This window comes from Pseudomonas sp. FBF18 (assembly GCF_024261405.1).
In the GTDB taxonomy this organism is placed as follows: domain Bacteria; phylum Pseudomonadota; class Gammaproteobacteria; order Pseudomonadales; family Pseudomonadaceae; genus Aquipseudomonas; species Aquipseudomonas palmensis.
On sequence record NZ_QKRS01000004.1, the window covers coordinates 37,571 to 50,205 of the forward strand.

Below are 12,635 nucleotides of genomic sequence, written 5' to 3' on the forward strand. Positions count from 1 at the left end.
CGATGAGCGACTTCTCTACCCTTGAACTGATTCGCGATCCGCGCGGCTTCGCCACCCTGTGGCTGAGCCGCGAGGCCAAGAACAACGCCTTCAACGCGCAGATGATCCGCGAACTGATCATCGCCATCGACCAGATCGGCAACGACGCCAGCCTGCGCTTCATGGTGCTGCGCGGGCGCGGCCGGCACTTCAGTGCCGGCGCCGACCTTGCCTGGATGCAGCAGTCGGCGCAGCTGGACTACAACACCAACCTGGACGACGCCCGCGAGCTGGCCGAGCTGATGTACAACCTGGCGCGGCTCAAGGTGCCGACCCTGGCGGTGGTCCAGGGCGCAGCCTTCGGCGGTGCCGTGGGGCTGATCAGTTGCTGCGACATGGCCATCGGTGCCGACGACGCGCAGCTGTGCCTGTCGGAAGTGCGCATCGGCCTGGCGCCGGCGGTGATCAGCCCGTTCGTGGTGCAGGCCATGGGCGAGCGCGCCACCCGCCGCTATGCCCTGACCGCCGAACGCTTCAGCGGCGAGCGGGCCCGCGAACTGGGCCTGCTGGCCGAAACCTGCCCGGCCGCGCAGCTGGATGCCGAGGTCGAGCGCTGGGTCGACAACCTGCTGCTCAACAGCCCGCAGGCCATGTGCGCCAGCAAGGAGCTGCTGCGCGAAGTGGGCAATGGTGAGCTCACCCCTGCCCTGCGCCGCTACTGTGAAGGCGCCATTGCGCGTATCCGCGTGAGCGCCGAAGGCCAGGAGGGCCTGCGCGCCTTCCTCGAAAAACGCACGCCAGCCTGGCAAACCCCCGCTTCGGACAAGGAGCCACGCCCATGAGCCGCCCTCTGCTGACCACCCTGCTGGTCGCCAACCGTGGCGAGATCGCCTGCCGCGTGATGCGCACCGCCAAGGCCATGGGCCTGACCACCGTGGCCGTGCACAGCGCCATCGACCGCGATGCGCGGCACAGCCGCGAAGCGGATATCCGGGTTGACCTGGGTGGCGCCAAGGCGGCCGAGAGCTACCTGGACATCCCCAGGCTGATTGCCGCGGCCAAGGCCAGCGGCGCCCAGGCGATACACCCGGGCTACGGCTTTCTGTCGGAGAACGCAGGCTTTGCCCGGGCCATCGAAGAGGCCGGGCTGATCTTCCTCGGCCCGCCGGCCAGTGCCATCGACGCGATGGGCAGCAAGTCGGCGGCCAAGGCGCTGATGGAAGTGGCCGGGGTACCGCTGGTGCCTGGCTACCACGGCGAAGCCCAGGATCTGGAGACCTTCCGCTCGGCCGCCCAGCGCATCGGCTACCCCGTACTGCTCAAGGCCACCGCCGGTGGCGGTGGCAAGGGCATGAAGGTGGTCGAGCAGGAAAGCCAGCTGGGTGAAGCCCTGGCCTCGGCCCAGCGTGAAGCGCTGTCGTCGTTCGGCGATGCACGCATGCTGGTCGAAAAGTACGTGCTCAAGCCGCGTCACGTCGAGATCCAGGTGTTCGCCGACCAGCATGGCAACTGCCTGTACCTGAACGAGCGCGACTGCTCGATCCAGCGTCGTCACCAGAAGGTGGTCGAGGAAGCCCCGGCCCCCGGCCTGAGCCCGGCGCAGCGCCAGGCCATGGGCGAGGCGGCGGTACGTGCGGCCCAGGCCATCGGCTATGTGGGCGCAGGCACGGTCGAGTTCCTGCTCGATGCCCGTGGCGAATTCTTCTTCATGGAAATGAACACCCGCCTGCAGGTGGAGCACCCGGTGACCGAGGCGATCACCGGCCTGGACCTGGTGGCCTGGCAGATCCGCGTGGCGTGCGGCGAGGCGCTGCCGCTGACGCAGGATCAGGTGCCGCTGCACGGGCATGCCATCGAGGTACGCCTGTACGCCGAGGACCCGGCCAACGACTTTCTGCCGGCCACCGGGCACCTGGCGCTGTACCGCGAGTCGGCGCCGGGCGAAGGGCGCCGGGTCGACAGCGGCGTGTGCGAAGGTGACAGCATCTCGCCGTTCTACGACCCGATGCTGGGCAAGCTGATTGCCTGGGGCGAGAACCGGGAGCAGGCACGCCTGCGCCTGCTGGCGATGCTCGACAGCTTCGCCATTGGCGGCCTGAAGACCAACATCGCCTTCCTGCGCCGCATCCTGGCCCACCGCGCCTTCGCCGAGGCCGAACTGGATACCGGGTTCATCCCGCGCTATCAGGATCAACTGCTGCCCGCCCCCGTCGCGTTGCCGACAGCGTTCTGGCAGGCTGCCGGGCAGGCCTTCCAGCAATCGCGCCCCGCCTGCGTGCGCGCTGATGACCGGCACTCGCCGTGGGCAGCCGCCACCGGTTTCAGACCGGGCGTACCGGCGCAGACCGCCCTGCACCTGCGCTGCAATGGCGAAGACCGGGCACTGAGCCTGAACCCCGGGTCGGTGTCCGCGCGCATGGACGGCGAGCACCTGGTGATCGAGCACGAAGGCGTGCGGCGCAGGCACCTGGCCGTGCGCCGTGGGCAAACGCTGTATCTGGAGTGGGATGGCGAGCTGCACGGGGTAAGCGCTTTCGACCCGATTGCCGAGGCGGACGCCGGCCATGCGCACCAGGGCGGCATGAGTGCGCCCATGAACGGCAGCATCGTGCGGGTACTGGTGGAGGTCGGTCAGGCGGTCGAGGCCGGCACGCAACTGGTGGTGCTGGAGGCCATGAAGATGGAGCACAGCATCCGCGCACCCCAGGCGGGGACGGTCAAGGCGCTGTATTGCCAGGAAGGCGAGATGGTCAGCGAAGGGGCCGCGCTGGTGGAGCTGGAGGTTCAGGAAGGCTGACGGCACTGCACTTGCACAGGGTTTTGTGGGCGCCATGAAACCCTGTGTGGGCCGGCTTGCCAGCGACGCTTTTCAGCCCAGCCGGATAGACGCCTGCACCACCACACCGAGCACCTCGGTGCCCTCCTCCCACGTCAGTTTGGGCCAGGTGGGATTGAGCGGCTGCAAGTACCGCTGACCACCCTCCTCGACCAGCTGGCGAAACACCGCGACAGGATTGCCGGGCAGGCGCGCGATCACCAGCGCGCCGATCTCGGCAATTCGACCGCTGTCCACCAGCACCATCATGCCCGCCGGCACGCTCAGGCCCATGGGCGAATTCATCGCGTCACCTTCCACCGTCAGCCAGTAGCACGGGCCATCGGCCAGGTGGTCGCTGAGCACGGTCGGCGCGCCTTCGACAGGCTCGGCCAGGTGCTCCCAGTCCGACAGCGGGTAGCGGAATGCACCCAGCGCCGGTGTGGCATACACCCCGGACGGCTCCGCGACGGCGTCGTCGCAGACCACGCCCATGCGCCCCATGCCCAGTATCCGCAGGATCTCATCGATGGTGGCCAGCGGTGGGTTGTTCCTTCCCCGAATCCAATGGCCAACGCCACCTTGGGTCACCCCGAGGCGTTCGGCCAGTTTCTCCTGCGTGAGGCCCAGCTCGCGCATTCTGGCTTTCGCCAGTTCATTCCATTTTTTCATCGCTGGCACGATACGGACTGACAGCAGCGACTCAATACATACTCTGTAGTATTTAAGCGATGGAATACAATACAACATGTACTTAGGATTGAAGGGTAATCTTTTCCTACTCACTACAAGGAAGGCAGCCCCATGACCCCACCCCCTTTCAACGACCTGGACAGCGAAGCGGCACGCCGCGCACTGGACTATTACCTCAACCCTACCCCATCTACGGTCAGCCACACGGACGACCAGCTGTTCATCGCCCGCCAGGACCTCTCGGCCGAAGCGGCCACCGAACACGCCTCGAGCATGCTGCGCTGCGCCGCGGCCAGCGCTTACGAGTCGGCCGACAACCTCAAGGGCAACTCACGGGACATGGCCTTCTCGGTGATGCACATGATCAACATGGCCAGGGCGCTGCTGGACCGCAGCCTCGCGGAACAGGCCAGGCGGCAGGAGCTTCAATCAAGGGAGGGATGATGGGCAACGGGAACGGCGGTGGGGCAGGCCGTGGTTCAACGACCAGGCACAGCGATGCGGAATTTTTTGCTGGATAACAGAAAATTCATTTGACTTGAAAATGAGAACGATTATTATTGCAAACAACTGGTCGCGAGACTGGTTGGATAACTGAAAGCCCTTAGGTCGGACTCTCAGATTATCTCCTCATCAGGCTAATCACGGTTTTTGACCCGGCTTTTTGCCGGGTCTTTTTTTTTGGCTCTTCAGGCTAATGAAGGCGGGTGGTGCTTGATTGGCAGCGATGATAGCAAATGTATGTCTCGATATGTAACCCCGAGACAAGCCTTTGCCGATTCAGCACTTGAGAATCAATCTCATGTAGATTAAGCTGTCGCAGCGTCAGGGAAGACGCCCCCTTCTCTTCAGTCGTTTCTTTCTGCAAGGAGCTCGTACATGACCCGTCTGTTGCTGCCCCTTGAACACCATCACGATAGCGCCGACCTCGGCGAAGATGCCCTGCTCGTGCGCCTGAAAAAGCTGCCACGCCGGGTACAGCAGGTGTTCCTGCTCAATCGTCTCGATCAACTGTCGTTCGCCGCCATCGCCCAGCGCCTGGATATCGGCGCACCGACCGTGGAACGGCACATGGGCCAGGTACTGCAGGCCGCCCTGCCGGTGCGCAGCGCCTCCAGCACTGCGGCGGCGCAATGGTATGTGCGCCTGCAGAGCCCGGACATCACCGCCAGCGAGCGCATCGACTTTCGCCGCTGGCTGGATGCCGCCCCCGAACACCTGCATGCGTTCCATGCCACCGAACTGCGCTGGCGCAACCTGCTGGCACCGGCCCGGCAACTGGGCGATGGGCACTGGTATCGCCAGGCCTGGGCCGGTGTTTCGCTGGGAGGCTGCTCGGTGGCGCTCGGCCTGGGGTTGGCAGCGGCGCTGGCGATCGGTTTCTGGTCGTGATCCAGGGGTGTAGAGTGGTTGGCACAACAACTCTACCGGAGCCTGGCCATGACCGTGACGCTGTCCCCCGTTAGCATCGATTGCGCATTCGATGCCGGCAACATCCTGCTCGTCGATGCCGGCAACCCGTCCCGGATTCACCTGAACATCCGCCCCGACACCCACAGCGGGCATTTCCAGTGGTTTCACTTCAAGGCCAGCGGGCTGACGCCCGGGCATACCCACGCCTTCAGCCTGGACAACGCCAGCCAGTCGTCCTATAGCGCCGCATGGGAGGGCTACCAGGCGGTAGCGTCCTACGACCAGCAGAACTGGTTTCGCGTGCCGACCCGCTACGACGGCAAGGCCCTGCACTTCAGCCTTGAGCCCCGCGAAACACAGGCCTGGTTCGCCTACTTCGAGCCCTACCCGCGCGCGCGGCACAATCAGCTGATCGAACGCGCCAGCGCCTTGCCGGGCGTCGAACTGCTGGCCACCGGGCGCAGCGTCGAAGGGCGCGATATCCCGTTGCTGCGGGCGGGCGACGGGGGCGCGGGCAAGCGCAAGCTGTGGATCATCGCCCAGCAGCACCCCGGCGAGCACATGGCCGAGTGGTTCATGGAGGGCGTGATCGACCGCATACAGGGCAACGATGCCACCGTGCAGGCCCTGCTGGCGGTCGCCGACCTGTACCTGATCCCCAACATGAACCCGGACGGTGCCGCTGCCGGGCACCTGCGCACCAATGCCAGGGGCAAGGACCTCAACCGCGCCTGGCAGGATGCGAACATCGAACACACCCCTGAGGTGCTGTTCGCCCAGCAGCAGATGAAGCTGTATGGCGTGGACCTGTTCCTGGATGCCCATGGCGATGAGGAAATACCCCATGTGTTCACGGCCGGGTGCGAAGGCAACCCGGGCTACACGGATCGGATCGCGGCGCTGGAGGAGCGTTTTCGCAGCACCCTGTGCAGCGTGACCCGGGACTTCCAGACCACCCACGGCTACCCGCGCAGCAAGCCTGGGCAGGCCAACATGACCCTGGCATGCAATGCGGTGGGCCAGGCGCATGACTGCCTGTCGCTGACCCTGGAGATGCCGTTCAAGGATCACGACGACGCGCCCGATGCGGTGACCGGCTGGTCGGGTGAACGCTCCAAGGCGCTGGGCAGCGCGGTGATCGACACCTTGGCGAAGCTGGTCGCAGCGCTGCGCTAGGGGCTGGCGCACCGTCGCCCCGCAGCGCTCCCCATCGCGGGTCAAGCCCGCTCCCACAAGGCTTGCAGTGCCCTGCGGGAACGGCCTGACCCGCGATGAGGCAGGTCAGGCCGGCGGCGGCCCCGCCACCCGCACGCAATCATCCGGCCCCAGCACCCGCCCATCCGCCGCACGCAGCTGCAGCGGGCCCACCGGCGCCCCGCTCTGGCGGTCCACCAGCACCGAATGCGCCTCGCCAGGCTGGTAGAAAAACGCCTCGCCCCACTGGCGCAGCCCCACGATCAAGGGAAACAGCCCGCGCCCCTTCTCGGTCAGCACGTACTCCTGGTACGCGCTGCCATCCGACGCCGGCACCAGCTCCAGAATCCGGTGCTCCACCAACTGGCGCAAGCGCGAGGCCAAAATGTTCTTGGCCATGCCCAGGTTGCGCTGGAACTCGCCAAAGCGGCGCAAGCCATCAAACGCATCACGCACGATCAACAGCGACCACCAGTCACCGATCGCGTCCAGTGACCGGGCCACCGGGCATTCGGCATCTTGCAGGCGGGTACGCTGAACCATGGTCGCTCTCGGCAGGCTGAAAAAAGTAGTTGCAATATAAAACCGGTCCTCTCAGCATACAACCAGTTTCATTATGCAACCACACAGGATATCGCCATGCCCGCCTCCCCTGCGCCCCGGCTTTCGCCGTGGCTCGCCCTGCTGTTCTCCGTCGCCTGCGCACTGGCGGTGGCCAACGTGTATTACGCCCAGCCACTGCTGGACGCGATGGCCCGCGACTTCGCCATCGACCCGGCGCTGGTGGGGCTGGTGGTGACCCTGACCCAGGTCGGCTACGGCCTGGGCCTGATACTGCTGGTGCCTCTGGGCGACCTGTTCGAGCGGCGCCGGCTGATCGTGCTGCAGTCGCTGCTGTCGGTGCTGGCCTTGCTGATGATCGCGCTGGCCACCAGCAGCGCCTGGCTGTTTGTCGGCATGGCCCTGACCGGCCTGTTGGCGGTGGTGGCGCAACTGCTGGTGGCGCATGCCGCCAGCGTATCGGCCGACACCGAACGCGGACATGTGGTGGGCATGGTCACCAGCGGTATCGTGATCGGCATCCTGCTGGCCCGCACCCTGTCCGGGGCGATGGCCGATCTGGCCGGCTGGCGCTCGATCTACGCCCTGTCGGCAGCGCTGACCCTGCTGATGACCCTGCTGCTGTGGCGCGTGCTGCCCGCACACACGGCTGCGCGCCCCAACACTGGCTACGGCGCGCTGCTGGTGTCGTTGTGGCAACTGGTGCGCGAGCAGCCGGTACTGCGCCAGCGCGCCCTGCTGGCAATGCTCAGCTTCGCCTCTGCCATGGTGCTGTGGACCCCGCTGGTACTGCCCCTGAGCGCCCCGCCGCTGTCGTTGTCGGCAACCGAGGTGGGCCTGTTCGGCCTGGCCGGCGCAGCCGGGGCGCTGGCCGCCGCGCGTGCCGGCGGGCTGGCCGACCGTGGCCTGGGGCAACGGGTCAGCGGCCTCTCGCTGCTGCTGATGATCGGTTCGTGGGGCGCCATCGCCCTCACCCAGCAATCGCTGTGGGCACTGCTGCTGGGGGTGGTGGTGTTCGACCTGGGCCTGCAGGCGCTGCACGTGGCCAGCCAGAGCCTGATCTACCGCCTGCCGGCCGATACCCACAGCCGGCTCACCGCCGCCTACATGCTGTTCTACTCCATCGGCAGTGCACTGGGCTCGCTGGCCTCGACGCTGGCCTACGCCTGGGGCGGCTGGCTGCTGGTATGCGCGCTGGGCGCGGGGTTGAATGTGCTGGCACTGGGGTACTGGTGGCGCACCGTGCGCCAGCCGGCTCAGAACTGCACGTCGAGTATCACGCTGTCCAGGTAGTCGCCGGCCGGCGGCGTGGCCTGGTCGGTGTAGACCCTGGCGTTGTAGTTGAACACCTGGCTGCCGGCCGCGCTGCCACTGCCATTGCCGTTGCCCGGGTTGATGTCGGCGTCGCTGCTGGCGCGCCGCGCACTGCTCAGGCTGCCCCAGCGCACGCCCCCGCCACTCTTGAAGATGTCATAGGCCAGGTAGTTGCCGGCGCTGGATTTCATGCGCCGACGCCCGCCTGCCACGTTCTGCCCGTCATCCAGCCCCACCGTGTAGGCACTGCCCTTGGTACAGGCCAGGTTGACGTTCTGGCTCACCGTGGCGAACCCGCTGACCACCGGCGCGCTGCCGAACACGATGTTGGGCGAGCTGATCTGGCAGTCGTTGGTGACGGTCAGGTTGATGGTCAGGGTGGTAGTGGCGTTGAGCACCTGCCGCCCCAGGCAGGCGCTGCCCAGACCCAGCCCCCAGCAATAGTCGATGCTCCAGGCCACGGTGAACGTCTCCTGGTACAGGCCGGCCGCCACGTTGCTGGTCATTTGCGTGCGCAGGTAGATGGGCACGGTCTTGGGCGAGGTGCCGCCGAGCAGGCCCAGGGCATCGATGATGCCGTTGCGCGCAAAATCGTAGGGCTGGCCCCGGGTGATCGGGTAGCTGGTGCTGTTGTTGGCGTACAGCGTGTAGAGGATGACGTCGCCGGTGGGGCCCACCAGCCCGGTGGTGCCGTTGTTGGCGGTGAAGGTGGCCTTGAAGGAGTCATCCGAACGCAGCAGGGTCAGCAGCGAACCGGTGCAGCTCAAGCCGGCACTGGGCGCCGTGGTGGTCTGCACCGTGGTGCGTATCAGGGTGGAGTTGACCAGGCCGAAAGTGGCTGGCGTGGTTGCCAGCACCTGGCACAGCGCCTGGGCGCGCATGCAGGCCAGCAGTGCCAGCAGCGCAAGCAGCCCCGTCAGCCGGCGCTTCACTGGCACACCAGCGGGCCGATCAGCGGCACCTGGTCGGCCTGCGCCTTGAGCTCGAACTGCACCCGGCAACTGCCGCCTCCGGCCAGTTGCACCACCAGGCTGTTGTGTTCGCTCAGGTCCTCCAGGTACACCAGGCCATCCCAGCCCACCACCGCCAGCGCGCCGCTCTGCTCGTGGCGTACCTGGCTGCCCACGGCCAGTTCGTTGTTGCCGGCATCCACCAGCACCACGCTGGCGGCCAGTACCCGGCGCAACGGAAATTCCAGCAGGTAGCCGGCGCCGCGCCTTACCGCCACGCGCTGCTCCACATTCGGCGAGCGCACATCGGGGGGCAGTTCCAGCGGGTCGATCTCGTACTTGCCGCGGTAGTAGCCGCTGCCGTAGGGCACCAGCAGGTGCCCCTGGCTGTCGGTGTGCCCCACCACCTGGTTCTCGTAACGCACCGGCACATCGGCAAAGCCTTCGGTGCTGACCAGCACGAAGGCGTCGTCGATGCGATTGGCCGCGAACACCCCGGCGTCCATCAGCACCACCGAGCCGCTGGCGTCGGCCCAGCGGGTCATGTTGTCGCTGCTGCCGTACACCCCGGCCTGCAACTGCACCGATTGCAGGCGCCAGGTCAGGTCGGCCTGACGGTAGGTTTCACGGTCGCCGCCGGCATAGCCCAGGTTGAACCCCACGCCGCCCTGGGCGGGTACGGCGCGGCTGTAGTTGACCCGCTGCAGGTTCTCGCCCTGCTGGTTGCGCTCCAGGCTCAGGGCCAGCGTGCCGTGCAGGTCGAAGGGCACCACCAGCTGCGCCTGCACCGCCCACTGGCTGTCGTCCAGGTCGCGGTTGGCCGACAGGTACAGGCTGCTGTTGCCCCACAGCGGCTTGCTCCAGCTGAGGTTGAGCAGGCGCGTGCGCGAGTTGTCGGCGGCGCGCACGTCGAAGTAGCCCGCCCCCAGGCTGCCATAGCGTTGCAGGTTGAGGCTCAGGGTGACCTGCTCGCTGCGCTGGCTGAGGCGGATATACGGGCTGTCGACCAGCGACAGGTCGGCGTAGTCGCCATGACGCTCCAGGCGCTGGTAGTTGAAGCCCAGCCAGCGGTTGTTGTACTGGTAGCCCAGGCTCAACTGCTGGCCACTGCGACCTTCGAAGCGGCTCTGGCTCAGCGCCGTGTTGAGCACGCCGAAGTTGCCCACCCGCAGGTTGCCGCCCAGCCCGCCCAGGCCCAGGGACCCGGCCGCCTCGGCATGGCTTTCCAGCGTGAAGTAGTCGGTCAGGCCATAGCGCAGGCTGCCCGCCGCAACGCCGGGGCCGTAGGCAAAGTCGCGCACGGCATAGTCGCGGCGCAGGGCGCCGGCCGCCACCGAGAAGTCCGCCAGCCCCTGTTGCAGCAGGCTGCTGGTGACGTAGAACGGCAACGTGGTCGAGACCTGCCGGCCAAGGGCGTCGGTGGTCACCACCACCGCCTCGCCGGCACCGTTGATGAACGGCACGTTGGTCAGGGTGTAGGGGCCTGGCTGCAGGTCGGCACTGGCGCTCTTGTAGCCATTGATGAACAGGTCCACCGACGAGGGCACCGCGGCTTCACCGGCGAAGGCCGGCAAGGGGTAGGTCACCAGGTCCGGGCGCACGGCAAAGTCCCGCGACAGCTGCACCCCGCCCACCCGCACCGAGCTGGTCCAGGGCAAGGCGCCGGTCAGCACATCGCCGGCCTCGAAGGTCAGCAGGCGCGCCTCGTCGGTGTAGCGCCAGGTGGTGTCGTACCGCCGAAAACCTTCCTGGGCGCCTTCGTAGCCTGCCCCGCCGAGGCGCTGGCGCCACTGCCCGGTGGCGGAGAAGGTGCCCCAGCTGTCGAACACCCGCAGTTCGTTCCAGGCTGCCAGGTAGGTGCCCCCCTCATCGGTGTCGTTGAAGTAGGCGTCGTAGTTGAGCAAGGCGCCGAAACTGCTCAACGCCTCGCCGGCCGGCCCCAGCGAGCGCTCGCCGATACGCTGGTTGGGCAGCCACGCCGCCGGCACCTGCACCAGCAGCCGCTGGTTCTGGCTGTCGTACTCGCTGTGCAAGCCATCGATGGCGTCCAGCGCCAGTTCCGGGCCGGGCTGCCCAGGCAGTTGCACGCCCGCCGCCTGCAGGTCGGCGGTGGCCATGTACAGGCGCCCGGCCCGCTGGTGCACCAGCACCACGCTAGCGCTGCTCATCTGGTTGACCACCAGTTCCAGGTACAACGGCGCATCGGCGACAGCCTCCATACTCGCAGGGGGTGGCGGCAGTTCGCCTGCGACCGCGCTGCCCGCCAGCAGCACCGCCAGCGTCACGCTGCGGGTGCAGGCCAGAGAAGTACTCACGCACGCCGTCCCACCATGTCCGGGTCCTCCCTGGCCCCTGCTCCATCTTCATGCGCCCTTGAGGCGCCGGGCTCAGTGGCCCTGGTTGATGGTCTGGGGCGGCTCGGCCCCGTTGACGCGCCCTTTCAGCACACTGGCCGCCGAGGCTGCTGCAGGTGCCGGCCAGCGCATGCTCGCGCCGGGCAGTACATAACCCAGCAAGCCGTCGACCAGCGGCTTGCTCTGGGCGCCCTGCTGCATCACCACATCGGTGAGGCGCGCATGCACCGGCCCCACGTTGCGGATCTCGACGAAGGGCTTGCCCTGCTGCGATACCTGTCGCCAGCTCAGCAACGGCGTGCCCACGCCCGCTGCATCACGCTTGCCCTCGGCGTCCGGCTTGCTCCACAGCCCCTGGCCGTAGACGAACAATGGCACCGAGTAGCGCATCTGGAAGCGGATCTGCGCCTGGGACGTCTGCGCATCGCTGGCCGGCAGGGCGGGTGGGATTTCGTCGATGATGATGCGGTAGGCCTGTTCCTGGCCGGCCGGCGACTGGCCGGTGCGGGTCAGGCGAATCAGCTGTTTCTCACCCGGCTTGATGGTCGCTACCGGCGGGCTGCCGATGATCTCGCGCTGGGGCTGGAACTGGTCGTCATACCCGTCCTGGCGCCAGGCGAACACCCTGACCTGCAGGTTCGCCGGGGTGGTGCCACGGTTTTCCAACCACAACGCCCCGGCCTTCTGGTCGGCCTCCAGCACCGGGTCGATCGGCCAGATCAACACCGATGTGGCCGCCTGGGCGCCCCCTGCGCCGAGCAAGGCGCCCACCAGCAGCCACTTGCCCATCCCTTGCCATCCACGTGCGTACAGCGCCATGCACCCTCTCCTTTGGCTTGTTCCGATACAACCCCGGGAGCGCACTCACCAGGACAACACCACTTGCACCACGTCGGTGTAGGTGCCCGCCGGCAACACGCCGGGTAACTGGGCTTGCGCATACACCGGCAGCTTGATCGCCGTCGGATCGCTGTAACTGACCGCCACGAGCTGACCGATGCCCAGCACCTGGGACAAGGCCGCGTCGCGGTACAACTGATAGGCCACCAGCGAGGTACCGCTGGTGCGCTTGAGGTTGCGTACCCCGTTGTTGTTCAGGCCACCGTCGACGCTCATCTTCAGGGCCACCCCGGGCGTGCATTGCAGGGTCACCGTGGTGCCGGCCAGCTGGGTGTTCACGCTGGCGGCGCCGAGCGCCGGACGGGTGCCGAAGTCCAGGGTGCCGTAGTTGCTGGCGCCGCCCACCACCAGGCAACCTGCCGCAATCGTTGCGCTGACCTGAAGCGTGCTGGTGAGCGCGGCATCCAGCGGCATGGGCACTGCCCAGGCCAGCACCGCAAGGCCACCGAGCAACCGGCGCAT

General features: G+C 67.0%; 12 protein-coding genes. 6 read left to right on the forward strand and 6 right to left on the reverse strand.

The window, feature by feature from the left end; genetic code table 11:
- Window positions 1–2: 2 nt before the first annotated feature.
- Both DN387_RS08190 and DN387_RS08195 read left to right on the forward strand, forming a co-directional pair.
- Window positions 3–821: a gamma-carboxygeranoyl-CoA hydratase gene (locus tag DN387_RS08190; RefSeq protein ID WP_043863961.1), complete on the forward strand. Its 819-nt coding sequence runs from the start codon at window positions 3–5 to the stop codon at window positions 819–821.
- Window positions 818–2,776, forward strand: coding sequence for an acetyl/propionyl/methylcrotonyl-CoA carboxylase subunit alpha (locus DN387_RS08195; protein WP_054914397.1), 1,959 nt, complete (start codon window positions 818–820; stop codon window positions 2,774–2,776). Before DN387_RS08190 ends, DN387_RS08195 begins: the two co-directional genes overlap by 4 nt.
- Before the next feature lie 72 nt (window positions 2,777–2,848).
- Here DN387_RS08195 and DN387_RS08200 read toward each other — a convergent pair whose 3' ends face one another.
- Window positions 2,849–3,466 (reverse strand): LexA family transcriptional regulator, encoded by a 618-nt coding sequence (locus DN387_RS08200; protein WP_063611980.1) that lies wholly within the window; start codon window positions 3,464–3,466, stop codon window positions 2,849–2,851.
- A gap of 132 nt (window positions 3,467–3,598) precedes the next feature.
- On the opposite strand from DN387_RS08200, the gene DN387_RS08205 reads away from it, so the two are divergent.
- The 3 genes from DN387_RS08205 to DN387_RS08215 all read left to right on the forward strand — a co-directional run bounded on the left by DN387_RS08205 (window position 3,599) and on the right by DN387_RS08215 (window position 6,076).
- Window positions 3,599–3,931: a DUF3077 domain-containing protein gene (locus tag DN387_RS08205; protein WP_054914395.1), complete on the forward strand. Its 333-nt coding sequence runs from the start codon at window positions 3,599–3,601 to the stop codon at window positions 3,929–3,931.
- A 435-nt stretch (window positions 3,932–4,366) separates the two neighbouring features.
- Complete coding sequence (locus DN387_RS08210) at window positions 4,367–4,879, forward strand: DUF4880 domain-containing protein (RefSeq protein WP_043863965.1); 513 nt, start codon at window positions 4,367–4,369, stop codon at window positions 4,877–4,879.
- 48 nt (window positions 4,880–4,927) lie between these two features.
- Window positions 4,928–6,076, forward strand: a complete 1,149-nt coding sequence (locus DN387_RS08215) for a M14-type cytosolic carboxypeptidase (protein WP_043863966.1) — start codon at window positions 4,928–4,930, stop codon at window positions 6,074–6,076.
- Window positions 6,077–6,181: 105 nt separating this feature from the next.
- Here the strand turns inward: DN387_RS08215 and DN387_RS08220 are convergent, their stop codons facing one another.
- Window positions 6,182–6,637 (reverse strand): helix-turn-helix domain-containing protein, encoded by a 456-nt coding sequence (locus DN387_RS08220; RefSeq protein WP_043863967.1) that lies wholly within the window; start codon window positions 6,635–6,637, stop codon window positions 6,182–6,184.
- Window positions 6,638–6,733: 96 nt separating this feature from the next.
- Between DN387_RS08220 and DN387_RS08225 the strand changes: the two genes are divergently transcribed.
- Window positions 6,734–7,948 carry an MFS transporter gene (locus DN387_RS08225; RefSeq protein WP_043863968.1) on the forward strand — a complete coding sequence of 405 codons (1,215 nt, stop codon included), beginning with the start codon at window positions 6,734–6,736 and terminating at the stop codon, window positions 7,946–7,948.
- On the opposite strand, the gene DN387_RS08230 is transcribed toward DN387_RS08225, so the two are convergent.
- The 4 genes from DN387_RS08230 to DN387_RS08245 all read right to left on the reverse strand — a co-directional run bounded on the left by DN387_RS08230 (window position 7,912) and on the right by DN387_RS08245 (window position 12,635).
- Window positions 7,912–8,850, reverse strand: coding sequence for a spore coat U domain-containing protein (locus DN387_RS08230; protein WP_043864087.1), 939 nt, complete (start codon window positions 8,848–8,850; stop codon window positions 7,912–7,914). The two genes, DN387_RS08225 and DN387_RS08230, sit on opposite strands and share 37 nt — an antisense overlap.
- 47 nt (window positions 8,851–8,897) lie before the next feature.
- Window positions 8,898–11,138: a fimbria/pilus outer membrane usher protein gene (locus tag DN387_RS08235; protein ID WP_156326200.1), complete on the reverse strand. Its 2,241-nt coding sequence runs from the start codon at window positions 11,136–11,138 to the stop codon at window positions 8,898–8,900.
- A 168-nt stretch (window positions 11,139–11,306) separates the two neighbouring features.
- Window positions 11,307–12,062, reverse strand: a complete 756-nt coding sequence (locus DN387_RS08240; RefSeq protein ID WP_043864089.1) for a molecular chaperone — start codon at window positions 12,060–12,062, stop codon at window positions 11,307–11,309.
- A 75-nt stretch (window positions 12,063–12,137) separates the two neighbouring features.
- Window positions 12,138–12,635, reverse strand: coding sequence for a spore coat U domain-containing protein (locus DN387_RS08245; RefSeq protein WP_043863969.1), 498 nt, complete (start codon window positions 12,633–12,635; stop codon window positions 12,138–12,140).

Coding starts and splice junctions, on each gene's coding strand:
- DN387_RS08215 (WP_043863966.1), top strand. CDS start 4,928: ATGACCGTGACGCTGTCCCCCGTTAGCATCGATTGCGCATTCGATGCC.
- DN387_RS08240 (WP_043864089.1), bottom strand. CDS start 12,062: ATGGGCAAGTGGCTGCTGGTGGGCGCCTTGCTCGGCGCAGGGGGCGCC.
- DN387_RS08220 (WP_043863967.1), bottom strand. CDS start 6,637: ATGGTTCAGCGTACCCGCCTGCAAGATGCCGAATGCCCGGTGGCCCGG.
- DN387_RS08225 (WP_043863968.1), top strand. CDS start 6,734: ATGCCCGCCTCCCCTGCGCCCCGGCTTTCGCCGTGGCTCGCCCTGCTG.
- DN387_RS08245 (WP_043863969.1), bottom strand. CDS start 12,635: ATGCGCCGGTTGCTCGGTGGCCTTGCGGTGCTGGCCTGGGCAGTGCCC.
- DN387_RS08190 (WP_043863961.1), top strand. CDS start 3: ATGAGCGACTTCTCTACCCTTGAACTGATTCGCGATCCGCGCGGCTTC.
- DN387_RS08200 (WP_063611980.1), bottom strand. CDS start 3,466: ATGAAAAAATGGAATGAACTGGCGAAAGCCAGAATGCGCGAGCTGGGC.
- DN387_RS08210 (WP_043863965.1), top strand. CDS start 4,367: ATGACCCGTCTGTTGCTGCCCCTTGAACACCATCACGATAGCGCCGAC.
- DN387_RS08230 (WP_043864087.1), bottom strand. CDS start 8,850: ATGCGCGCCCAGGCGCTGTGCCAGGTGCTGGCAACCACGCCAGCCACT.
- DN387_RS08235 (WP_156326200.1), bottom strand. CDS start 11,138: ATGGAGGCTGTCGCCGATGCGCCGTTGTACCTGGAACTGGTGGTCAAC.
- DN387_RS08205 (WP_054914395.1), top strand. CDS start 3,599: ATGACCCCACCCCCTTTCAACGACCTGGACAGCGAAGCGGCACGCCGC.
- DN387_RS08195 (WP_054914397.1), top strand. CDS start 818: ATGAGCCGCCCTCTGCTGACCACCCTGCTGGTCGCCAACCGTGGCGAG.